Annotated in this window: 1 protein-coding gene (only partly in view); it reads left to right on the top strand. The window is 73.2% G+C overall.

Every position in this 26481-nt window falls within one protein-coding gene, locus tag Aru02nite_RS22015, for a DUF6528 family protein (protein WP_203660675.1), read on the top strand. The gene is 118716 nt long; 46688 of those nucleotides lie to the left of the window and 45547 to its right, leaving coding positions 46689-73169 in view (codon 15563, partial, through codon 24390, partial); the first codon wholly inside the window starts at window position 2. The start codon and the stop codon both lie outside this window.

Below are 26481 nucleotides of genomic sequence, written 5' to 3' on the forward strand. Positions count from 1 at the left end.
CGTGATCACCAGCGAGCTGGGATACGGCCCGCGCCCGCTGTGGCGCGCGCTGCTCTCCGAGAGCGCCCGATACGTCGTGCCGTCCGGGTTGGACATGCTCACCGCCGATCTTGAGGGCGACGACCACGCGTACGCCAGCGACTCGGCGCGGGCCGGCAAGTCCGGCAGCGGGCTGGGCAGGTGGAGCGCCGACTTGCTCGGCCAGCGCGCCGACAGCAACGCGCGCAGCGCCGGCTTCGACCCGCGCAACCACTTCCCGCCGAACGAGCTGCCCCGTTCGTCGGCGCAGGCCCGCAACAACGTCGAGACCGCCGAGTGGGACGCGCTGACCCTGCTGGCGTACGACATCGAGGCGAACCCCGACGTCACCGACGAGCAGCGCGAGCAGCTGCGGGCGGTGCGTGCCGGGCTCGACGCCGGCCGCCCGCACCGCGAGCTGATGGGCACCGTCCAGCGCGTACTGGACGACCCGTACGGCGCCGTCTCGAAGCTGCCCGGCACCATCACCCGCAGCTCGCACGAGGGGCAGGTGCTGCACGACATCACGATCGACCCGTGGCCGGCGCCGTGGCAGCGGTGGCTGCACGGGCACCACACGATCCGTACCCGGATCGTGATCACCACCGGCACGGTCACCGATGGTGTCGTGGAGCGGATCCCGGCGGGCGACTACGCGCACACCGTGTTCGTGGTGGACCACCGGGCGAGCAACGCCGAGATCGCCGACGCGTTGCCGCGGGCGCTCGGCGGGTTCATGCAGGACCAGATCACCGCGGCGCGGACGCCGGGCGCGCTGGGGCCGGAGCTGCGCTACTCGGCGGGCCGTCAGGCCAGCGCGTACGCGAGCAGCCTGGTGCGCGGTTTGGCCACAGGGCACCACCTGGCCGGTCTGGGCATCAGCGTGCTGGGCCGTGGATTCCGCGTCGGGGTCGAGGCGGTGACCCGGACGGAGCGCACGGCCGACCGCCGGCAGTACCGGCAGCAGTCGAAGGCCAGTCACGCCCGGTTCGGTGGCGCGCCGTCCGGCGAGAACATCCTGCTGACCGACGAGCAGATCGGGCACCTGCGCGACCGACTGGCCGCCGCGCGGGCCGCCAACGAGGCGCGGACCCGCATCCTTGGCCTTGAACCGCCGCCCGCGCCCACCTCAGGACCGGACGGGACGCCGCCACGCGGGCCGGCCGGCCCTGGCTTCATCCCCGTTACGACGACGTGGGTCAGCCACCACCGTGATGGCACCGACGCGGATCCCGCCGCGCCGTCGGGCGACCCGGACCCCGGTACGCCACCGCCCGGCCCCGACCCCGCGGCGACGGCACCGGCGGTACGCCCGGCGACCCCGGTCGTGCGGCCCGAGGACGAGATCGCGGTCAGCGGGCTCGGCACCGAGACGGACATGGCGGCGATCAACGCGGCGATCAACGACGCGCTGGCCTGGCTGGCCGAGCACGGGTCTGGCTTCGAGATGCGGCCGTTCACGATGCGCTGGGACGGCGACATCCGGTACGCCGAGCTCATCCCGGCCGGCGGTGAGCCGGTGATGGTCGAGGTCGTCGCCGGGCACAACCGGAACGGTGAGCTGGCCGCCACGACCGACCGGTGGTACGACGAGGCCGGCGTGCACCACTACGTCGACGCGAACGGGCGGCGGTACACGCGGATTGTCGTCGACGCCCGGATCCTGCCGCGCGGCCGGAACCACACGGTACGGATGGCGCTGGCCCGGGCGTTCGGGCAGATCGTCCGGACGGCGGCGGCGGAGAACGAGCGGCCCTCCTGGTGGCAGCGGCTGCGCTCCACGATCGGCCGGGCCGAGGCGCAGGGAGCGGACGAGCCGCGGGCGGGTCTGCTCGCCGAGGTCGACGCCGAGCTGCTCGCGTTGCGCGCCGCGCAGCGGGTCGAGCGGATGGAACTGGCCCGCCGCGCCGCCGGGGAGCCGGACCGGGTCGACTGGGCGCGGGAGCAGCAGCGGGTGATCCGGTGGCGGCTGGGCCAGCTGCTCGACCGCCTCGGCTACCAGTACGGCGGGGGCCGGTGGGGGACGCTGTCGCTCGACTTCGGGCACGAGGCCGTGGTGGAGCTGGAGCCGCTCACCCACGCGACGGCGGACTGGCGGCACAACCCGCCGGCCGGTGCGCTCGCCGCGGCGCGCGACGCCCTGACGATCGCCACCGAGAACCTGAGCCGGGGCGTCAACGCGCTGGTCGAGGACGCCGAGATCCAGTTCAGCCCGGACGGCGACGTGGTCATCGCGACGACGTACGGGCACGGGTTCACGGAGGTGCCGCTGGATGACCTGGTGCTGCGGCTGGCCCGCACCGGGCACGGCGGCGCGCTGCTGGCGGCGCACGCGGTACGGCTGCTCACCGCCCGGGTCGCCGAGGTACGCAACGAGCTGCCCGGCATTGCACAGCGCGATCCGGGCCTGGCCGCCGCCGTCGCGCTCGGCCACTGGGCGACGCACCTGGGCACACAGGGCCGCGGCGCCGGTACGGCCCTGCTGTTCACCGCCGACGTCTTCGAGGACCTGCTCGCCGGCATGGACCCGTCGTTGGTGGAGATGCTCCGGGTCCGGGTGGCCCGTGGCGTCCTGCCCGCCGAGCTGCGTGAGGTGCTCGACCGGCGTCAGGCCCGGCTGGTACGGGACGAGGTCATGGGCCTGTTCGCCGCCGAGGCCACGCGCCACGCGGCCACCTTCCCGACACACTCGCTTCTCGACGTCCGGAGCCGGGCCGCGCTGAACGTCATGGAAGCCATGTCCGCCAACGGTGCGGACCTGGGCGCACTGCGGGCGCAGGCCGCCGCCTGGCTGACGTTGCCGCCGGAGGCCATCGACTGGGACGGCGCCGACACCGCGGTCCTCACCTCGCTGTACGGGTTGGCCCGCTACTACGAGATCGCCGACTCGACCCGGACCCGCGCCGCGGTGCTGCGGGCGGCGCGGGACCTGATCGGCGACCCGGCCGTCGTACCGCCGGATCTGCCCGGGCCCGTCGGCCGGCTGGCCAACGCCCTGCGCAGTACGTGGCTGGACGTCGACGCCACACCGTCGGCCGGCGCCCAGCTGCCGTACACCGAGTTGCAGCGACTCCAGGTGATGCACGACCGGTTCCCCGAGCCCGACGTAGCGGACTTCGACGCCCGTCGCGCCCGGGCCGACGAGCGCTTCCGCGCGGCGCTCGACGACCTGCGCACCGAGTACGACGGGGCCGTCGCCCTGTTCGGGGCCATGCTCGTGGAGGCGGAGGACGATCGGCTGCGCCTGACGACGCTGCGGGACGGGTACACCGAGCTGCGCGACCTGGCGGACGAGATCGCCGTGGCGCACCAGACCGCGATCGACCGGGAGCAGCCCGGGACCGGGCAGGGCGCACACCGGCAGGTGGCCGTCGGGCCGCGGGCCGCGATCGCCGAGGCGGTAGAGCGACTCAGCGACCGGCAGCGGGACCTGGCCGAGCTGTGGGCCGATCTGGCGCCGACCCCCGACCCGGCCGCTGCGGAGGGCGTGCTCGACGACCTCATCGGCCGGGGGATCTCGACGATCTCGTTGGTCGGGCCGCTGGCGCATCTCGGCACGGTGGTCGCGGTCAGCAACGACGGCATGGCCCGGCACGGCATCGACGACGAGTTCGAGTACGCCGACCTGGACAACCTGATCCGTTCGCGGCATGACTCGCTCGTCTCGACGGGGCTGCGCATCCCGGTCGGGCAGGACCACGCGGCGACCCTGCTGCTCGACGCCGAACCGATCGGTGTGCGGCCGGTACCCGGCCTCACCGGGCTGAACGGCGAGCAGATCGCCGGCGAGTTCGAGGTGCAGGGGCCGGACGCGGGCGTCACCGCCGGCCGCACCACCGGGCCGAACGTCGACTCCGTCATGCGCCCGCTGACCGGTGGACTGGTCGGCCTGCCGCTGGGCTGGCACGTGGCCGAGGGGCGGGGGGTCGACGCCTACCGGAACGTCTCCACCGCGTACGTGGTGGACGATCGCGGGCTCTACCTGGTGGGCCGCGGCGGGCTGAAGTACACGGTGCGGCTGGAGCTGCCGTCGGGTGAGGTCGTGCCGCTCGGCGTCGTCGCGGACGCGCCGAGCGCCGCCACGCCGGACCCGCAGTCGTTCGCGGTACCGGAGCCGTTCGCGAAGCCGACCGGCGACGTCGTCGTCGCCGAGGACGACCAGCTTGACCGCGACGCGGAGTTCCCGGTCGGCTCCGCGTCGGCGGTGAGCGTGATCGACCCGGCGACCCGGTGGGCGCTGTCGACCCTGCCGCCCGAGGCCGCGACCCCCGGCCAGCAGGCGTACCACGACGTCCGGGTGGGTATGGCCGCGCTGCGGCAGAACGCGAACCGCGCGTTCAACGACCCGGCGGGCTACCAGTTCTGGGTGGCGCACGAGGGCCGTGACATCCGCATGATCACGCTGCGGATGGAGCCGATCCTCGATGGCTCGGGCCGCCCCGTCGTCCGGCCGGTGGGCGCGTCGACGAACCTGATCCAGCTCGAGTGGGGCCTGGACATCTCGTTCGACAAGTACGGCGTGGCCTGGACGCGGTCCAGCTCGTCGTCCGCGGGCCTGCCGCTCGGCGACGACACGCTGCTGCCAGACAGCCTCCCGGTCAACATCGGCGCGTCGCTGGACCTGGTGAACCGCAGCGCCACCAAGACCCTGGGTGTCTCCGGCGGTCTGAGCAGCATCCGGCCCGGTGTGCCGAAGAAGATCGGCCACATGCACGAGTACGAGGTCGCGTACCGGCTCGTGGCCAGCTCGCAGGACCTCGACACCGGGGAGATGCACCGGGCGCTGATGGACGGCAGCCTGATGACGGCGACGCCGGTCACGGAGGCGTTCGCCGCCGGGTTCCCGGTCGCGCGTGACGCGATGGTCGAGGAGAACGGGCGTCTCGTCCCGAAGACCAACCCGACCGAGTACGAGCTGACCGACGAGCAGAAGCGGTACCCTGCGCGGCTGCGCAAGCCGGGCAACCCCGAGCTGGCCGCCGGGGTCGGCGCGACCGACCTCGTCACCGACGCGACCGGGCACCTGTTCCTCCGCCGGAAGCTGTACGAGTGGGGCACGCCGCTGGGCTTCCTGCCGGAGAGCGACCCGAACCGGCCGGACTGGCTCGGCTTCTCCGACGACCCGGTACTGCGCACGTTCCAGCGGGAGAACGTCAAGGCGGTCAACCGGCTGACCACGGACAAGGCGCTGCACGGCGCGTTCAACCAGCTCGCCGCCGACGGCGTGCCGATCACGCTGACCAAGCCGGGCCCGCACGGCACCGTCGAGCGCGTCACCTACCGGGTGCGCAAGGTCCTGCACGCCGACCGGGCGCGGCACCTCAGGCAGAACAACGACCTGCGCAAGGCCGACCTGGCGATCTCGTCGGGCACCCGTACCGAGTCGCAGGGTTCGGACCGGTCCTGGTCCGGTTCGGTCGGAGCGAAGCTGAAGCTGTTCGGCTTCACCGCCGGGTACAAGCACGAGTGGGGCCGCAAGGTCAGCGTGAACACCACGCGCGGCGACACCACGAACGTGGTACGGGCCCTGCTGGAGCCGGTCAAGGAGATGTCGGACTTCCTCCTGCCGGACACGACGATCCTGGAGGAGATCGTCAGCGTCCGGGAGGGTGAGGACGCGGGCGAGGTGAAGGTCCTCCGGTCGGCGCAGTCGGAGGAGTCGTCCGTCGTCCACCTGGCCACGGAGCTGATGGGGCACGACGCGGTCCGCAACCAGTACATCGGGGACACCCTGCCGACGCCGCGCATCGTCAAGGAGCCGCCGGCCGTCCTGGTCCCGCCGCCCGGTCGGGTCGACCCGCACGTGGCGAACCGGATCGCGTTCGACCTGATCCACACCGACGGACTGGTCGAGGCGGTGCGGCTGGCCCTCGGCGACATGTACGAGGAGGGCGCGCCGTCGACCGCCGCGGTCCAGGCGATACTCACGAACAACGCGATGCGCGCCAACATCGCCGACGCCGCCGACGGACAGTACTCGCTGGAGATCGTGCTGCGGCCGGGGTCGAACCTGCCGGAGATGGTCGACGGGAAGCCGCGCATGGACCCGGAAGGCCCGGGTCGGGTGGCCGAGATCCGGGTCAGGGTGCTGCTGCACCACACGGCGGTCACCGAGGTGGTCAAGCCGCAGGTGCTCAGCCACATCCGGTTCACCATGCACGCCTACGGGTACTCGGCCACGGCGGAGAAGTCGAGTACCGGGCACGGTGCGGGCGACGACGCGATCACGGCCGTCACCGATCCGGGCGTGGAGCACAGCCGCGGCAAGACCCGCGGCAGCACGCAGAGCAGCCTGCAGATCGTGGGTCGGGAGACGCTGCCGATCAGCGTCTCCAACCACCTGCACCGGGTGACCGGCCTCGCCGACATCACCGTCGACGTGGTCGAGCGGCGGAACGGCATCACCGGCAAGCCGCAGAAGCGGCAGGTCGCCCTGCTCGACACGAGCTTCGAGGGCTACCTCCCGGAGCCGGAGTCGCTGTACTACTTCGGCCAGCACCGCCTGGCCATCCCGGCCGAGCTGGCCCGCGCCGTGCTCGACCGCTGGGAGTGGGGTGAGCTCAAGCTCGACGCGAACCTGGTCGCCGACGTGCTCGCCGCGCTTCCCCAGGACGCGATCAGCGAGCCGGACCGGGCCCGGCTCCGCGACGAGATCCTGACCGCGTACGAGGGCGACGACGAGATCCCCGCCGAGGTCGTCGATCCGGACGAGCGACTCGCGTACGTCGTGGCGAACCGCATCGTCCCGCGCTACCTGCGCGATCTGAACCCGCCCGAGCACCTGTTCCAGGGCGCCGGCATCGGCGGCGTGCAGGAGAGCCGGACCTTCGTCGACCAGGAACACACCGAGGAGCAGTCGCTCTACGTGGCGACCCTCCACCTGATGCGGAAGTTCGTCGGCCACCAGCTGCCGAGCTCGGCCGCGCAGCTGCTCGGCACGCAGCTCGCCGGCACCCGGTACCACGGGCACATCAACGGGATGCTGCACGGCCGCGGGTGGCGTTTCCGGCTGCCGGTGCCGGTGGCCGGCCGCTGGGACAACCTGCTGCAGGTCCGCATCAAGGCGCGGCCGGTCGGCAAGCCGCAGATCGTGTTGTCCGACCCGGGCTCGAACGAGGAAGGGCAGGTCTACGGGTACATGAACGAGACGTACGGCGTCTCGTTCGGGAAGTCGCGCGCGACCAAGCGGACGGTCAACACCCCGGTCGTCAACCTGTCGCACGCGGGCGGCGCCGCCGGCAGTACCGGGCAGACCGCTTCCTGGCAGCGGATGAGTGGGCAGCTCGTCCAGTTCTTCGACGGCGAGTACGTCTATGAGCAGGAAATCGACTACTACATCGAGCTCAGCTGGGTCGACATCGCCGGTCGTCCGATCAGCAACGCGGTCGGTGACCTGACGCGGTTCGTGGACGGGCGCCTGACGACCCAGCCGCCGCTGCCGAAGGTCGGCCGGACCGTCCTGCACGGTACGACGAGGCTGACCGCGCCACGGGTGCTGGTCAGCTCCGGCGAGCGGCCCGACCTCACCGAGCCGGAGAACGAGGGCGACCTGCCGGAGCGGCTGCCGCTGGACACGTTCGGCCGGTTCTCGTCCGACATCTTCCCGGTCGGACTGACGGCCGAGACCGACCTGGTCACGCCGGTCCTGGCCGCCATCCAGTCCCGCGAGACGATGTCGCGGCTGTTCGGCGTGACGGCCCCGCTGGGCGCGCAGCTCGACCTGGACCACATCGAGGAGCGGCTCGGCCAGGACGCGATCACCGCGTCGTTCCCGGCACTCGTCGCGGAGAACGGCCGCACGATCGGGTACGCGAACGTCCTGGGCGACAAGCGGTGGGGCCGGCAGCGGGTGGCCGTGCGGCTCTCGCTGGAGCCGACCCGGGTACGCCAGCTGCACGAGATCCCGCTGCGCCAGGAGTTCGACCCGACGACGGGGGCGACCCGGTGGGTGCCGCAGGCGTCGACCGGCTGGCTGCGCCGCAGCCAGAGCACCGCCGAGCAGAACGTCGCGGCCAACCGTACGGTGCAGTCGACCGGGACCACCGTGCCGGTGCCGAGCGTCGGCCCGGTCGGGTACGACTACTCCCGCTCGCTCGGAGCGACGCTCGCGGCGCAGGGTGGAGGCCGCGAGGAGCGCACCTCGAAGCGGCAGGGCATCGTCGGTGAGGCGCTGGTCAGCTTCCGCGTCCAGGTGACCCTCACCCGGCAGGTCCTGCGCGGCGGCGTCTGGGAGGACCGGCAGGAGATCGCCCTGTGGGACGGCCGGCCGGAGATCTCCCCGCAGCAGCCGCGCGGCCGGGTCTTCGTGTACGCGCCGGTCACCGTGCTCAAGCTGCTGGAGAGCGGCAAGGCCACCGACCTGATCCAGCTCACCGCGCCGACCGAGCCACCGCCCGCCAAGGTGAGCCTGATCCGCGGCGAGCGGCAGCCGTACACCATCAACCCCACGTACGGGGCGATCACCGCAACCGGCGGTCACCCGGGCTTCTCCGGCCTTGGCGGCACGCTGCACGCCGCGCGGGTCCGCGAGGCGGTCGCCGACGTGGTACCGCTGGTGGCGCGGGCCGCGTCCCGGCGGCTGACCGACGTCCGGATCGTGCTGGGCGAGCCGCGGGAGGACGACGTCGTCGCCCACCTCGCGGTACGCACCCACTCGTGGGGCAAGGGCGCCCGGGTCCGGGTACGGGTCGGCGACGTTCACCCGATCGTGCGTCGCGCCACCCCGCCCGGCCGGAAGGTGCCCGAGGACGTGGTGGCCGTGACGGCGGGCCGCACGCTCGGCGCCGACGGCGTACCGGAGTTCGACGTGGTCATCTCGGAGACCACGACCATCACGAACGAGCGGCACCTGCGGCGGGTGCTCGCCCAGGCACTCGGCCACGAACTGGTCGAGGCCGCGCGCGTGACCTCCGACTTCGTGACCCACATCCTGCCGCCGTTGCCGGACACGGCGTCGGCGCTGCCCGCGCACGAGTACCAGCTCACCGGGCACCAGGAGGGCCTGCTCACCCAGCTGTCCGTGCTGGCCGAGCTGCTGCGTCGGGGCGACACCGACGCTGCGGCCGACATGCGTGAGCTGGCGAAGCCGATGGTGCTGGCGGCGGACGACCTGAAGGGTGGCTGGCTGGTCGGCTTCCTGAAGCGGGACGCCGCGACCATCCGCGAGGTGCTGGCCGGGACGACGTCGCCGGACTCGGCGCCGGAGCCGCCCGACCCGGCCACCCTGGTCTCCTCGACGGAGCTGGCCGTGGCGCGCGGTCGGATCGTCCAGCTCAGCGAGAACCGCGCGCTCACCCTCGCCCAGCGCTCGCGGCAGGTCCGGGAGTACTGGCTCGGGCTGTCGCAGCCGATGCGTGACGCGCTGACCCACCGGTACCCGGACCTGGTCGGCAACACCGACGGCATTCCGGAGCCGGACGCGATCCGTGCCAACGCCCGCAACCTCGTGTTGGGTACGGAGGCGGTCAAGCAGGCGCTGGCCGACCACCTCGCCCGGCTGACGGCCGAGGGGAAGACGCCCCGCGCGCGGGCCACCGATCCGCGTACGGTCGCCCTGACGACCCGGCTGCAGACCGCGCACTGGATGGCACAGCCGGTGACCCGGCCGGTGTGGGACGCCGACGGCACGAAGCGCCTCGAATCCGTGCAGCGGCAGTTCTACCGGCTGCGCCTCGACCCGGACGGCATCGGTCAGGTGGCCGAGCGGATCGGCTCCGCGCTGTCGGACGCCGACTACTTCACGGTGCTCGTACCGGGCACCTGGCAGAACATCGACACCCTCAGCTGGCAGAACCAGCGCGCCGAGCGCATGTGGGAGCAGGCGATCGCCTGGGCCGGGGGCAGCGACCCGCGGTACAGCCTGCTCACCTGGATGTGCTTCGACATGCCGCAGAGCGCCGCGGCCACCCGGGATCCGCAGCGCGCGGTCGACGCCGCCATCGAGCTCGAATCGATCCTGTACAGCGCGGAGCTGGACCTGCCGCGGCCGTTCGCGACGAGCGTCGCCAGCGGCACGCGCACGTCACTGGTCCTGCACAGCTTCGCCGCCAAGATCGGTGCGGTCATGCGGGACCGCACCCGCGCCTTCGACAACATGCTGGTGGCCACGACCGGCCCCGTGACCGCGGTGCGGGGACCGAACTCGTACGCGATGTTCGCCGACCACGACGTCGTCGCGCAGTTGCACCCGCTCGGCGGCGACCCGGCGCCTGACCCGGCGGGCAGGCCGGCCGACGAGGCCATCATCCGGCTGTCGGCCGGTGACGCCGTCGACCACCGCGGCTACTGGCACACGCCGGACGGTGTCGGCCTGTCCAACCTGACGGCGCTCGCCACCGGCTGGCGGCCGCTGATCGTCGTGCCGTACGGCGCGGACGTGCCGAACAACCACCCGGCCAGCCTGCGTCGCGGGCTGAGCGCGGCCGTCGCCACCGCCCGTGGTCCCAAGAGGACCCGGCCCCCGCTCGGGCCCCGGCGGGTGGGCGTGTCGGACCCGTCGCCGCAGGGTCCGTGGCGGCTGTTCCCGCTGCGGGTCGCCGCCACCGACCCCGACATGGAACGCGCCGGCCGCCTCCTCGGCCTGCTCGACGTACTGACCGGCGAACGCGAACCCGGGCTGCGCCACTGGCTCGTCAACCGCATCCGCGAGCTGACCGGCTACGACCTCGCCGCCGTCGAGACGGTCGTGGACGAGCCGCACCGCGAGTCGTTCGTCGAGTACTACGTGCAGACGGGACCGGACGGCCGGCCCGCGTGGGCACCCAACGGCCTGACCGCGCAGGACATCCAGATCCTGCGGCGGCAGTTCGGCGCGCTGCGCCCCGACTTCGCGGCGCGCGGCGCGGTCCGCGACCACGACGTCCTCATGGAGCGGATCGAAGCGCTCGCCGAGAACGCCCGTGGCCGGGGCGAGTCGCTGCTGCTGACCCACGCCGAGGCGGTCGAGTGGGTCGCGGCCCACCGGTTCGAGACCGACTCGGGCACCGCGTACGGCCGCGCCGACGATCCGCGGGTGCTCGACGCGTACCGGATCCGGCCGTTCGTGGGCACGCTGCGCGGCAAGCCGGTCGAGGTCGTCGCCGTACCCACGGTCAGCGACTGGGTGGGCAGCGGCGGCGATCTGCTGGTCGGCGTGCCGTGGCTCGACGTCGCCGGCCTGCCGATCACCCGCGAGCAGTTCGTCGCCGCCGGCCACTGGAACCCCGACAGGGTGTACGCGATCACCGGCTGCGGCGCCGACGCGCTCGGGCTCGCACCCGTCGCCGGCGTCGAGACCATCACCGCCGACCAACTCGTCTACCAGACCGACGCCCTCGCCGGTACCGCCCGCGGCGGGCCGTCCGGTCTGCTGTTCACCACCTCGATCGACGAGAACGACGAGTACGGCCGGCCGATGCTCCCGCTCACCGGTACCTTCGTGCACCGCGCCGAGGACGGCTCCGTCGTCGGCGTGTACCGGGGCGGTGCGCTGCTGCCCGAGCTGACCGACCCGTACTGGCAGGCGCCCCCGGTTGGCAACGACGGCGAACTGCGCCACTGGGGCCGGCAGCGCCCTGAGCGGCCCTCGACCCCGCTCCGGCCGTACGACACGGTCCCCGAGCAGGAGCCCGCGGAGGTTGCCGATCCGGCGGGTGCGGCCAGCGTGTACGCCGTGCGGTTCGAGGGTGGGAGGGCCCAGCGCCTCGACGGCAGCCCGGTCCGGAGGCACGACAACGCCGAGTACCAGGACCTGCGGCCGTTCCTGGTCACGGCCGACGGAACGTACTGGACCACGGACCGGAACATCGGCCATGCCACGTTCGTGCAGGCGGTCGGGGGCCCGGTCGTGTCCTACGGGGCCTGGTCCCACGACGACACGGGCATGGTCGACGGCATCGCGTACCAGATGGGCGTCACGCACGGCCTCACGCTCGAGGAGCGCGTGAAGTTCGAGGCGCAGGGTCGGCACAGCCTGCGTCAGCAGGGGGCCGACCTGTCCCGGGCCACCGTCCATTCGCAGTACGGATCGCTGTGGGAGGTCGACCAGGAGCCGGTGTGGCTCTCCTCGGTCCTGCGCCCCACGGACGAGGCTGCGGCGGCGGCCCTGCCGGGCACCCGTCGCTGGGTGGCGAACTGGCTCACCGGGGGTACGGACGAGTTCTGGATCGAGGTCGAGCACGTCCGCGCCGCCGCCGACGCCCTGACCGTACGGCTGTCCACGCACAGGGTTCGCGGTGGCACCGGTACGGCGACGCTCTCGCTGACCCGCCGCGACGGTGCGTTCCGAGTCGAGTGGTCCGATCTCCACCCGGGCGACGACCCGGAGATGTTCGACGCAGTCCTCGACACCGTCTCCGCGCGTCTTGCCAGCCAACTCGCTCTGGAGGGCCCGCGTACGGGCGGCAACTCCGGCGTCGTCGTACCGCGCCGACCGCGGTTCGGTGGAATGGCGGGACGGTTCCGCAGCATGTTCAGCCGGCCTGGTCAGCTGGCCGTGCCGGAGCCGGCGACGGCGCCGGGCCTGCCTGCGGGCCTGCGGTACCAGGCGATGCCTGGGCTGCCGCGACTCGACAACGGCGTGTCGCGGACACCCGAGACGCGGGCGTACGAGGTGCGGTTCGTTGGCGGCCGCGTGCAGCGCCTGGACGGCACTCCGGTCGGCCGGCATCCCGGCACGGCACTGGAGGGCGGACGGACGTTCGTCCTGACGACGAGCGGCAGGTGGTGGACGACCGACGACGTCCACAGCCTGGAGAAGGACACGTTCGTCGGCCATGAGCTGCTCGTACAGGCTGCTCGGGAGGCGGCGCCGGACGACGAGCCCGCCGCGGCCGGGGTGCTCGTCCTCGACGACGGCGGCCAGGTCGAGAGGGTCACCTTCGGTTCGTCGCTCCGTAACGTGCACATGTCCGAGATCCAGGCGACCGATGCGCTGCAGCGCGGCGGCGTCGACCTCGCCACGGTCGACGTCGTGCACTTCGTCGGCGACATCTGGCAGCACGGTGTGGCCCGGCCGTCGCTCGGCGACTACGTTCCGCGCGACGACGACGAGGCGAGGCGGCGGGCGGACGAGATCGCGCGCCAGGTCGACTTCTGGGTCAGCGGCGGTGACACGGACTTCTGGGTCGTCGTCGAGAACACCGACGTCACGACCGACGAGTTGACCCTGCGGGTGTCGCTGCACCTTCTGTTCGGCGGCTCCGGCACCGCCACGGTACGGATCCGCCGCGAGACGCCGACCCCGGACGGCACCGAACGGTTCGGCTTCACCGTCGAGGACGTCACGTACGGCGAGGACGCCGAGCGGATGGGCCGCGTGGTGGACGCGCTCACCGCGCGGCTGGCGTGGCTGGTCGGCGGCCATCCGCCGGCCGGCGGGGACGTCGAGCCGCGCCGCGGCCCCGGCCCGGACACCTCGGGTGGACCGGCGTCTGCGGGCGCTCCCGCGGACTCGTCCGCCGACACCACGGGTACCCCCGCCGGACCGGTGGCGGGCGCGGCCCAGCCGACGGCACCCGCGGGCACGTTGCCCGAGGGCTTGTCGTACCGGCCGATCCCGTGGCCGGAGTGGCTCGGCGAGCGGTCGTCGGCGACCCGGGAGACGCGGGCGTACGAGGTGCAGGTCGTTGGCAGCAAGGTGCTGCGGATGGACGGCACCCCGGTCGATCGTCACCCCGGCGGGGTCATGGAGGGTGAACGGCCGTTCGTCCTGACGACCCGCGGCACGTTCTGGACGACCGACCACATCAACAGCCTGAAGAAGGGTGAGTTCGTCGGCCACGACGAGCTCCTGCGGGCTCTGCCGGACGATCAGGCGGCGGCCGGGGCCGGGACGTGGATCTTCGACGACGGTGGTCTGATCGAGGAGTTGGCCTTCTGGTCGTCGCTCGACAGCGGTCAGATCTCCGAGATCCAGGTGACCGACGTGCTGCGGCGAGGCGCCGTGGACCTCTCGCGTATCGACATCCGGAGCAGGATCGGTGACCTGTGGCTGGACTCCGCGGTGCCCCTGCCGGTCGGTGCGGTCGTTCCCGGTGCCACCACGGACATCGAGAAGCAGACGACTCCGATCACGAAGAAGGTCGGCGGTTGGTTCCGCGGCGGTGACAGGGACTTCTGGGTCGTCGTACGGGACGTCCGGCTCCAGGTCGACGAGCTGACGGTGCGGCTGTCGCTGCACCCGCTGTTCGGCGGAGACGGTGCGGCCACGGTGCGGATCCGCCGCGACGCCCCCGGCCCCGACGGTGCCGAACGCTTCAGCTTCGCGGTCGAGGACATCACGTACGGAGAGGACCGCCCTGGGGTGAGCCGCGTGGTGGACGCGCTCACCGCGCGGCTGGCGTGGCTGGTCGGCGACTCCGAGCCCGCCTCGGGTGCGGAGTCGGATCCGCAGGCCACGACGTCGGTCGGCACCACCGGCAGGCCGTCCTCGTACGACGATGTGGTGCAGGCGGGCCCGACCGGCGCGGACCTGCAAGCGTCGGTGGACGAGGCCCGCGACGAGCTCGGGGACACGCTGTCCGCCGACGATCTGGAACGGGCCGGGGTCGTAGCGCCCGCGCGGGAGTACCGGAGCCAGCTGCCGGGCTACGCGGCCGGCCCGGTCGGTACGCCGGTCGTCGGTGTGTCGACCCGCTCCGCTGACCCGGTGGAGGGTCCGGTCCTTGCCTCCAGCCGACTCGTCGCCGTGGCCGACGGCGTCGACGGGACGTTCGGGGACGAGGCCGCCGCGCTCGCCGTCCTGGCGCTGGCGGACCTCGCGGACGGGCCGGTCGCCGGTGACGATCTCGGCGAGCAGGCGCTGCTCGCCCGCATCGCGATCGCCAAGCGGGCGATCGAGCGGCAGGCGGCCCGGCTCGGGGTGCGCGGTATGGGCGCCGCGCTGGCTACGCTGCTGTTCACCCCGCAGCCGGACGGTGGACTGTTCGCCACGCGTGTCGTCGTCGGCGGTGCCCGCGTGTACCTGCTCCGGGACGGTCAGCTGCACGACCTGTCCGGCCGGCTGCAGAGCAGCACGCTCCTCTCCGCGCCTTCGGTCGGCGACGGCGCGGATGCCGCCCCCGAGATCGCCTTCGGCCCGGTACACCCGGGCGACCGGTACGTGGTGGCCAGCGCCGGGCTGGTGTCGGGTCCGTTCGGCGTCCGGTTGAGCGAGTCCACGATCAGCAGGATCCTGGGCTTCGCGCCCGACGCGCAGGCGGCCGCTGAGCAACTGGCCGACGCGGCGTCCGACGGCACCGACACCCCGCTGGTAGCAGTGGTCGACGTACCGACGGCTACTCCCCGCCCGGAGACGACCGAGCTGGAGCTGGAGTACGCGCGGGCGCGGGACGCCGAGGAACGGGCGTTCGGGGAGTACGTGGGGGCCAGCGAGGCCGCCGCGCGCGTCGAGGCGCTCGAACCGACGGTCTACGGGGCGCGCCGGTTCGACAATTCCGACGAGGCCGAGTCGCGGATCGACAAGTCGCGCACCGCGGCCGACCCGAACCTGTCCGGTCTCGCCGAGCGGGCCGAGACGGCGGAGGCGGCGTACACGGCGGCCCGGGATGCCAGCCGACGCTGGGCCGAGACGGTCGCCGAGTCGTGGCGGGAGCGGGCTGCCGCGGCTGCGGGCACGCCGGAAGCCGTTCGGTACCAACAGATCGCGGATGCGTGGCTGGCGCGGGAGGACCTGCAGGACGAGTGGCGTGACGCGCAGCGGTTGGCGGCGGCCGAGACCGCGAAGCTCGCCGCTGCCGACGCGACGCTCGTCCGGTTGGCCGGCATCAGGAAGCTCGACAACCTCGACGACATCACGGCGCCGACCGTCGCGACACGTGGCACGGTCCGCGGCGAACTGGCCGCGTACCGGATGGCGGTGGAACTGTTCGGTGCCCAGTTCCGGGCGCTCGACGAGTGGCTTGGCGGTGACCCGCTCGCCACCGCTGCCCCCGATCTGGACAGTGCTGCCGCGATCGTCGAGGCGCTGACCGCGATCGTCGACACCGAGATGGCCATCCTTGCGGTGGCGGCGGATGCCATGGAGGTGAACCCGGACCGGCGGCTCGAACCGAAGGAGCGGGCCCGGAAGGAGACCGCCTTCGCCGAGGCGAAGTACGCGGAGCTTCGCGACCTGCTCGCCGCGCAGGCCAGGACGGTCGAGGGCCCGGCGGCGCTGGTGCCCGTGGTCGACGCGCTGGTGGCGCACCTCGGCGCGGAGCGGCTGGAGACGTTGCGGCTGTCCGGTACGCCGACCATCGACCGCTTCCAGTTCGGCCCGCCACCGAACCGGGTCGGGCGGGTCCGGGCGGCGACCGACCGGATGTTGCACTCCGACGAGACGCTCCTGCAGTACGTGCGGGCGGTGCTGGCGCTCGCCGGCCTGCGCCCGACCGAGTCGTACGCCCGGGCACCGTACGAGATCGTCGCCGACCTGTTGGACGGCGCCGAGCTGTACCGGCACCACGCCGAGGCGGCGCCGGCCGACCTGGAGAAGGTCGACGCCACGCTCGGCGAGGTGGTGGAGGCCCTGCCACCGTGGTACGACCTGGACCGGGGTGTGCTGCCGCGGGCCGAGAGCAGCCAGGTGAAGAAGCTGCTCAAGCGCATCGCCGGCATGCGGGAGGCGCTGGCCGAGCGGCGCGTGGGGCGTACCGCGTCCGGGGATGTCGCCCGGGACGAGGCCGAGCGGGTGTCGGGTCTGCTGAGCGAGTTCGCCGTCGCCGTCGCGGGACTCGTGGCCGGGGACAGGGCTGGCGACACGGTGCGCGCCGCCATGGCGGCCGAGGTCTTCACGCGGATCGCCGCGTACCGGTCGGCGCTCGCCAGGCACGTCGCGGCGACGGGTGCCGCCGCCGCGGGCGCGCTCGCCGGGACCGTCCTGGCAGAGCTGGAGCAGAAGCTTCCCAAGGTGGCCACCCTCGCCGCCGCGGAGCCGGGCCTGGCAATCCTGCGTACGGCCGCGGACGGCGCCACCGACGAGGTGTACCCGACCCAGCACTTCACCGACGAGGCGGCCGCGATCCTGCGTCTCGTCGAGCGACTGGCCGCGCCGACGGTGCCGGTGGCCGTGGGGGAGACCGGGGATCGGCTGGAGCGGCTGCGCGGCCTGTTCGAGGTGCTGCTCGGATCGCGAGACGCGGACGAACTGCACTGGCTGGCCGGCCTGTTGCGCGAGACGGCGGGGCTCGACCTCGGCGCGGTCCTCGCCGTACCGGCGGACCGGGACCACACCGGGCACTACGCCTCGTGGGGTGCCGACGGCCCGGAGGGTTGGCGCGACAACGGCCTGACGGCGCAGGACATCCAGCTGCTGCGCTGGCATCTCGGTGGGCTGCGCGACCAGTTCGTACAGCGCGGCAATGCCGCGGCGCACGACGCGATGATGGCGCGCGTCGAGGCGCTCGCGGCGCACGCCACGGGGACGGGTGAGTCGCTGGTCCTGTCCGACCGCGAGGCCGCCGACTGGATCGCGCACAACCGGCACGAGACGCGCGCCGGGGCCGGGCGGGCGCTGGCGTTCTACCACCAGAGCGATCCGAGGCTGATCGACGCGCAGCGGGTCCGACCGTTCGTCGGCGAGCTGGACGGGCGCCGGCTCGTGGTCGTCGACGTACCGGTGGTCCGGGACTGGACGGGCGCCGGCGGCAAGCTGCGGACCGGGGAACCGTGGCTGGACGTCGCCGGGATGCCGGTGACGCGCGAGCAGTTCGTGGCGGCGACCGACTGGGACCTGACCCGGACGTACGTCATCGCCGGCTGCACCGTGGACGAGCTGGACCTCGGCGCGGCCGCCCAGGTACGTACGATCGCGCCGACCGAGCTGGTCTTCAACAGCGAGTTCGCGCCGCCAGGCTCGGGCATCGAGGGCACCGGCCTGCTGGTCAGCAGCAGCGTCGACGCGACCGACGCGTACGGGCGGCCGGCGTTCCCGTTCACCGGCGCCTGGGTGTACCGGGACGAGGTCGGAACCGAGCTGGACCGGTGGGACGGCGTGCTGCTGCCGGACCTCACCGAGCCGACGTCCGATCCGGCGCCCGAGCTGCCGGTGGACGAGCCCGCGCGCCACCGGGCCCGTTCGGTCGACGTCTCGAAGTGGACCGGCGGCAACGGCATCGAACCGCCGACGGTCAAGACGCTGGACATCGCGGGCGGCCGGCCGTCCGCGGTCGGCGAGCTGACCTTCGGCGTACGGACCGGGCAGGGTGACCGCGACTACCAGCAGGACGCGGCGCTGACCGGCCCGGTGGCGGGCGTCGCCGACGGCCTCGGCGGTGAGGTCGCGGGTGACGTGTCCTCCCGTCTCACGGTCACGACGCTGGCCGACCACGCTTCCGCCGGCGCCCGTCCGGTGGACCTCTTCGAGGGGGTCGTCGCAGCCAAGGGCGAGCTGCTCGCACAAGCGCCGGAGGGTTCGGCGACGACGCTGGTCGCCGGAGTGGTCCACCGCGGTGTGCTATCCGTCGTCAACATCGGTGACTCCCGCGCGTACCTGGTGCGGGAGGGCGAACCGGAGGCGATCCAGCTCACCGATGACCAGGAGGACGAGTGGGGGTACCTGGAGCAGACGCTCTCCGGCCCCGGTCGGATCGACCGTCCGGTCACGCCGCAGCTGGTCACGGTGGACCTGCGGCCCTCCGACGTCGTGCTGTACGTCAGCGACGGTGTCTTCCAACCCCTGCCCGACGGCCGCCCGGTGCTGACCCGCCGGGAACTGGCCGAGCTCGTCCGGTTGGCGGGTAGCCCGCAGGCCGCCGCGGACCGGATCCACGACGTCGTACGCGAACGGATCGCGCCGTACGGCAACGGCGACAACGTCACGGTGGTCGTCGCCTGGGTCGGCCGGGCCGGCGAGCCGGTGCAGGGTCTGCGTACCACGATCAGGGTGCTGCCGGACGGCACGGCAGACGCGGCCGGGCTCCCGTCCGCCGAGCTGGACGCCGTGGTGCGGGACCGCACAGAGCCGGCGCCGCTGCCCGTCGGTGACCTGGCCGTGGCGCGGAAGCGGGCCGCGCTTCTCGACGCCCTGCTGTCGGTCGACCGTGCGGACACCGTCGAGTTCGGTCGCCGCGCCGAGGAGCTGTTCGACTTCGCCGACCTACAGGGCACCGCGTACGCGTGGGTGATGGACGACAGTCCGTACCACCGTGCCCTGTCGCGCGACTACGTCAAGCTGACCGAGCTGTTGGACCGCCCGGCCGGCGAGATCGAGCCAAGCGCGGTGATCCGCCGCCACAACCGCATCATCTGGTTGGAGGAGCAGGCCGGCCGGCTCGGCTACGACGTGTCGTTGCCCGCGCACGACGACCTGGATTCCACATCGGACGGACGTGAGACGCCCGCCGAGACCGGCGATCCGGCGGGGAACAAGTCCCCGGTACCCGGTGCGGGCTCCCCGTCCGTCGCCGAGCAGCGGACCGGCGACGACCAGCGGTCGGCGGAGACCGCGGCTTCCGTGGCGAGCACCCGAGGCGATGCGGGGCAGGGCCGGAAGTCGGTGGCCGACCTGCGGCGCATGGTTGCCGCGGCCAGCGCCGAGGTCGGGACGGGGCTGACCGACTACCAGCTCGACCGGTTCGGCGTGGTGCCGCCGACCGGCAAGTACCGCGTGAGCCTCGTCGACCAGTCGCCGGGCGGGGGCGTGCCGGCCTCCGCGGTGCAGGTCCGGCAGGGCCGTCGGGACTCGATGCAGGACTCCGCGTTCGCGGGTCGGCAGCTCGCCGTCGCGGCCGACGGCGTGGCCGGGCGCGCGCACGGCGCGTTGGCCAGCGCGGTGGCCAGCCTCGCGCTCGCGGACCTGGACGACCAGCAGCTGACCGCGGCCGGGGCGGACGCCGCGCTGCTGAACCGCGTCGCCGTGGCCAAGTTCGCGCTCGAACGTCTCGCCGACGAGCTGGGCGTCAGCAGCGTGGGTACGACGCTGGCGGCGATGCTGTTCACCGAGGGGCAGTTCACCGGGGTACGGATCGGCGACGCGAGGGTCTTCCTGCTCCGCGACGGTGAACTGTTCGACCTGAGCGGCCAGTACCAGACGGCCGGGGCCCTCGTGGCGATGCTGTCCAACGACACGGCCGCCACCCCGGAACTGGTCTCCGGCCCGTACCGGCCGGGCGACCGCTTCCTGATCGCCAGCGACGGTCTGCCGACGCTGCCCCGCGACAAGGCCCGGGCCGACGAGACCGTCATCGCGCGCATCCTCACCACCACACCGGACCGGCAGGTCGCCGCCGAGCGGCTGGTGAACGCGGCCCTGAGTACCAACGACGACAACAAGTCCGTCATCGTCGTCGACATCACCGAGAACGGCGACGCGGCCAGCAGCGGCCCGGTCCTGGCACTCCCCACCGAGACCACGACGCCGGCCGGCGACCCGCTGCCCGTCGAGGACGTCATCCGGATCCGGCACGGCGCCCCGGCGCTGGACATCGCCTACGTGTCGGAGTGGCGCGCGGCCCTGTTCTCGGAGCTCACCGATCGCGCGAGCGGGAGCCAGGTGCGCCTTCCGTTCCGTGCCCTCGCCCTGGTACGACTGGCCGCGGAGCGGGCGGACGTGCATGCCCGGTTGGCGGCGGGCGGTGTCGCGGGGGCTGCGACGCACGCGGAGCTGGCCGACGCGTACCTGGAGCTGGGCAAAGCGGCCGCGGAGAACGCGGATCCGGACTCGGAGACCCAGGAGCGCGGGGAGCTTCGCCGCTTCACCGACGCCAACCGCCGGGTTGCCGAGCTGGAAGGGCGCCTCATCGGGGAGGACCCGCGGGTCACCGGTGAGTGGAACGACGTGGAGCCGCCCCCGCTCGTCGAGGTGATCGGCTCGGCGCAACGGTTCTGCGCGAAGTGCGGGACGAAGGGGCTGCCCGGCGAACCGTGCGCATCGCCAACCTGCGACCACGCCCTGCCCGCGCACGAGTTCCCCGACCGGATCAGCCGGTCCGTGGGGAACGTCGCGGCGGTGACCGACCGGGGCCGTACGAAGCGGAGCAACCAGGACGCGTTCGCGATCGCGCCGAACGTCGCGGTGGTGTGCGACGGCGTGAGCACCGCGTACATGGCGGACCGCGTCGCGCGGGCGGCGTCCATGGCGGGCGGCGTCGATCTGGCGCGGCGGTTGGCGTCCGGTGAGACGGCCGAGGATGCGAGCCGTGCTGCGGTCGAGGCGGCCCGCCGCGCGGTGTCGCGCAGCGTCGGCGGCGCCGACGGGGTCACGACGTACGTGTCCGCCGCGATCGTCGGCGACAAGGTCCGGGTCAGGTGGCGCGGTGACAGTCCCGCGATCTGGGTCCCGGCGGACGGCTCGCCGGCCATCCTGCTCACCGACCCGCTGGTGGCACCGAGGACGACATCCGGGGGGCTCGGCCGCGGCGACGACGGCACCGAGCTGAACACGTACGAGATGACGATGCCGGGGCCCGGCTGGGTCATGGTCTGCAGCGACGGCCTCGACATGAACCGGTCCTACCCGCAGGCGGACCAGGTGGCCGAGGCGATCGCCTTCGCGTCGGCCGAGGTTCGGGCCGACCCGGCGCGACTGGCGGAGCACCTCACCCAGGCCGCACACGACGCGGGCGGTTTCGACAACATCACCGTCGCGGTCATGGCGTACGATCCGGCTGCACCGGTCGCCGGCCTGCCTTCCGCTGCCGCGTCCCTGGCTCCCGAGCCGGCGTCGCCGGACACGCCGGAGGAGGCCGAGGCGCCGGGCCAGGCGCGCGAGCCGCGGTCCCCGTCGACCGGCACGGACGGTGCGCGCGGGCCTGACGAGCGGCCACGGCCGCGTGTGGTGCCCGCGGAGGTCCTGCGGGCGCAGGACACGGCGCGATCAATGTACGGCGAGGCGGCGCTGGACTTCGCTGCCGTCGTGGCGGAGCGCGAAGGGCGGTACGACAGGTACGAGGGTGCCGCCGGCAACGGCGCGCCGCGCGCCGACCTGTACGAGTTTGCGGAGCTGCGCGCCGCCGTGCACCAGACGCTGGCGGCGGGCTACGTGGGCGGCAGCGTGCACGCCCGGCTGGCCGGGGCGTACGAGGACTTGGCCTTCGCGCTGGAGCCGGGTGGCCACCTCCCGTTGCCGTCGACGGTTCGCCACATCTACGAGCAGATCGCCGGCTTGGAGGCGCAGCTGGTCGCCGACGCGTCGGCCGATCCGGCCACCGCACCTGCGCCGCGGGAGGTGCCGGCTCCTGCAACCCGCCGGGGCCGCGCGGCCGGCCCGGTCCGTCGTACCTTCCCGCGGGAGGCGGTGGAGCGGCAGCGGGAGGTGGCCGCCGCACGGCGCGAGGCGGAACGCGCGGCGCTGCTGATGTACGGCCCCGACGCGTTGGACGTCCGCGCTGCCGCGGGGCGTCGTGTCCAGCTCCACGAGGCGTTCGAGCGGGCGCGGGCCGCGGGCGCGCCGGCAGAGGCGCTGTCCCGGTTCGCGAACCAGCGCACCGGTCTGCACGCGCTACTGGCAGCGGGGAACAGGGACGGGCTGCACGCCAGGTTGCAGCGCGCGTACCGCGACCTCGCCGAGGCGACCGCACCGATCGATGGCGTCCTCCCGCACCGCTGGACGCTCGACCGAGCGTACGAGCGGGTCGCCGAGCTGGAGGAGGCGCTGCTCGCGCCGTCGCCGATCGAGGGCTGGGACGAGACCGGCACGTACTCTTCGGCGGAGGTCTTCTGCCCTCGGTGTGGCGCGCCGGCGCTGCCGAAGGAGCGGTGTCTCGTCGCGGAGTGCGGCGCGACGGTCCCGTCGCAGAGCTATCCGGACCGGATCAGCAACGCGGCGCCGGGGGTCGGTGCGGCCACCGACCGGGGCGTGCGGAGGCCGACCAACGACGACTCGTACACGATCGGGCCGAAGCTCACCGTGGTGTCCGACGGCATCTCCGGGGCGAAGCGGTCGAAGTACATCGCGCGGATGGGTGCGATGGTCGGTGGTGCCAGCTTGGCGCGCCGGCTGGCGGCCGGCGAGCCGGCTGTTGCCGCCGTGCGTGGTGCGGGTCAGGATGCGCGTGCCGCCGTGGCGCGCAGCGTCGCCGCGGACACCGGTTTCGCGACATACGTGTCGGCCACGACCACGCGGGACGGCGTGGTTGTCGGTTGGGCCGGCAACAGCCTCGCGATGTTCGTTCCGCGGGACGGCTCGCCCGGCACGATGCTGACCTTCCCGCACGACCACGCCTGGCATCTGGTCAACAAGCGCGGCATGACCGAGGCGGAGGCAGCCCGGCACGCCCGGCACAACATCGTGGCCCGCGGGATCGGCGCTCTGGACGACCGTGAGCCCTTGGCGGTCAGCGAGACGCGACTGTCCACCGCGGGCTGGGTGGTGGTGTGCAGCAACGGCCTCACCGACCGCTACCCGGAACCGGACGACGTGGCCAGGCTGATCGCCGACGCGCCCGCGGAGGTCCGTGCGGATCCGGAGGCGTTGGCCAACCACCTCACTCAGGCGGCGCTCGACGAGGGCGGCCACGACAACATCACCGTCACGGTCCTGGAGTACGAGCCGTCGACGCTCGGTACGCCACCGGCGAAGCCGCGTGCGGCGCGCGGCGCGGCCACCAGGACCGGCACGCCCGCGCCGGCACGTACGAACGAGGCGCCCGCCGCGCCGCCGGCGGAGCCCGAGCGGCGGTCCGCCGGCAGTGAGGAGCTCGACTTCGCCGCGGTGGCACGGCGTCGGGCGGAGCTGGTGGCGGCGTACGAGTCCTGGCGTTCGGGTGGTCCTGGTGACGAGTCGGCGCAGTCGACGTTGCACCGGTTCGCTCGCGAACGCGCCGAGGTGCACGGCCGGTTGGCGGCCGGCGACGACCCGGATGGCGTACATGCCGAGCTCGCCCGTGCGTACGGGAACCTGGCGTTCGGGTCGTCGCCGGTCCGGTTGATCGCCGCGTTCTCGACGATGGTGAATCTGGCCAGGCGGATCGCCGAGTTGGAACAGCGGCTGGTCGATGCCGAAGCGCGGGCGAGGACCGATCGCCCGGCCCGGACGACGTCGGTCAGTTCGGCGCAGCGGTACTGCCCCCTGTGCGGGAAGCCCGGGCTGCCGGACGAGCAGTGTGTCGCCGACGGCTGCAACCAGACGCTGAGCCCGTACGAGTTCCCCGACCGGATCAGCAAATTCGCGGGGAACGTCGGTGCCGCGACCGACCGGGGGAGCAGCAGGAGCCGACCGGTCAACGAGGACGCGTACGGGATCGCGGCGAACGCCGCGGTCGTGACCGACGGCATGTCGTCGTTCCCGGATTCGAAGTACGTCGCCCGGAAGGCGGCGATGGGCGGCAGTGCCGGGCTGGCGCGGCGGCTGGCGGCCGGTGAGTCGGGTCGCGAGGCGGTGCTGGGCTCGGGAGACGACGCCCGCGAGGCGGTGGCGACCAGCTTCGCGCGGTTCAGCGGTGCTGCCAGCTATGTCGCGGCTGCGATCGTTCGTGACGTGCTGACGGTGGGTTGGGCCGGTGGCAGCCCGGCGATGTGGCTGCCCAAGGATGGCTCACCGGGGGAGTTGCTCACCTTCCCGCACAACGAGGAGTGGGACCTCGTCACATCCCGCGGCAAGTCCCCCGAGCAGGCGCGCATGCTGGCCGATCCCCATCGCGTGATACGCGGGCTCGGCGCGGGCGACGGCGAGTCGCCGCTGACCGTCCGGCAGAAGAGCCTGCCCGGTGCCGGGTGGGTCATCGTGTGCAGCGACGGTTTCACCAGGTACTACCCGGATCCGGCCGCGGTGGCGGCGTTGATCGCCGATGCGCCGGCCGAGGTGCGCGCCGGCGCGGAGTCGTTGGCCAACTACCTGACCCAGAAGGCGCGCGACGCCGGCGGTGCCGACAACATCACCGTCGCGGTCATCGACCACCAGCCGACGGAGCCGGAGCTGCTGCCGGACGCCGAGGCGACGGAGACGATCCGCCGGTACGCGGAGCGCACCCCGGCCGGCTGGCACCTGTACGGCAAGCCCGGCGACCCGCGGTACCCGGCCACGCGCAGCACGACCACCGTGTACGACCGGGAGCTGCGCGATCTCGCCCACCGGGTGGAGCCGCTCAACAACGGCATGCAGGTCGTCGACGGTGTCACCCGCAACGGGTACTTCTGGATCGACGGCCAGGCGTTCACCGGTGCGCAGGTGGCTGCCGCGCTGCCGTTGCAGGCGGGCACGACCTACGTCCTGACCGGCTGCCACGCCTACTCGCCCCGGAGCGGCCGGTCCGTGGCGTCCGAGTTCGCCGCCGCCGGTCGGGTGCGCACCGTCGCCACCACCACCTTCGTGTACAACGGCGACCTGGTCGGTCAGCCGGGCACGCTGCTGGCCGCGGACATCGACCAGACCGACGAGTACGGACGGCCGACCCGTCCGGTCGGCGCCGACTGGGTCGTGCTCGACACGATGGGCCGGCCTGTCGGCGCGACCCGCGGCCACGGCGTGCTCGACTCGACCGAGCGCTGGCTGCCGTTCCCGGTCGAGGTGCAGCCCAGGTTCCTCCGCCACCGCGGCGCCGACGACCCACCGGCGCGCGACCCCCTGGACCGCCGCGCACTGCGGCATGCGTCGTACCAGATCCGGGGCGGCCTCACGCTCGAAGGACGAGACGTCCACGCGCGGGAGCACATCGAGCGGCAGGTCCCGTTCGAGATGGGCGAGCTGGCGCTGGTCGTCGAGGCGAATGCCGACGGCGTCGAGCTCTATTCCAGCGGTCGCCCCAACCACTACTCCTACACACCCGGCCGGACGGTTCCCGCCGCGGTCCTGTCGGAGTCGATCCGGCTGGATCACCCGGGCCTGCTCGACGACAAGACCGCGATCCGGGTACACACGCGTCGTGGGGCCGCCTCCGGTGAGGAGACGTGGGCGCTGTTGGCCCGCGAGACGGGGCTCGACGTGTGGGTCACGGAGGGGTCGTCGCCGGTCTACCCGGAAGGGAGAATCGGTCAGCCGATCTGGAGCCGGTACGCGGGCGGCACCGGTGTCAAGACACCGGGAACGGACCAAAAGGTGCCGGTCGCGGAGCGGGTCGCGCTGATCGTCGACGAGATCGTGGCGCGCGACCTGTGGCATCGGGTGGACGCCGGCTTCGCGCTGTGCGCAGCGGACCATCCGCGGCTGCGTCACTACCGAATGATGGAGAAGCGTCCCGGTCTGACGCTGCTCGCCATCGTCAGCGCCGGCGACAACGGCGAGTCCGTCGACGGCAAGCCGGTGGTGCTGGACGAGCCGCTGAGCGGCGCCGAGCTGAGCGCGGTGCTGGACGAGTTGGCGCGTCGCAACCTGTTCCCGGAGCGGCCCGAGGCGATCGTGCTGGAGGCGCACCAGACCGCGATGTTCGGCCCGCCCACGTTCGCGGAGGATCTCGCCAGGGTCCACAACGTGCATGTCTTCGGTCCGGTGGGCTCCGTCAGGCGGACCGGACCGGAAACCCTGGAGGTGGTACGCCGGAGCGAGACGGGGGAGTGGCAGCAGGCGCCGGCGAACGAGTGGTGGCGCGAGTACCTGCCAGGTGGTGAGCTGGTCGACAGTCAGCCGACCCA

Origin of the sequence: Actinocatenispora rupis (assembly GCF_016861975.1) — a bacterium.
GTDB lineage: Bacteria > Actinomycetota > Actinomycetes > Mycobacteriales > Micromonosporaceae > Actinocatenispora > Actinocatenispora rupis.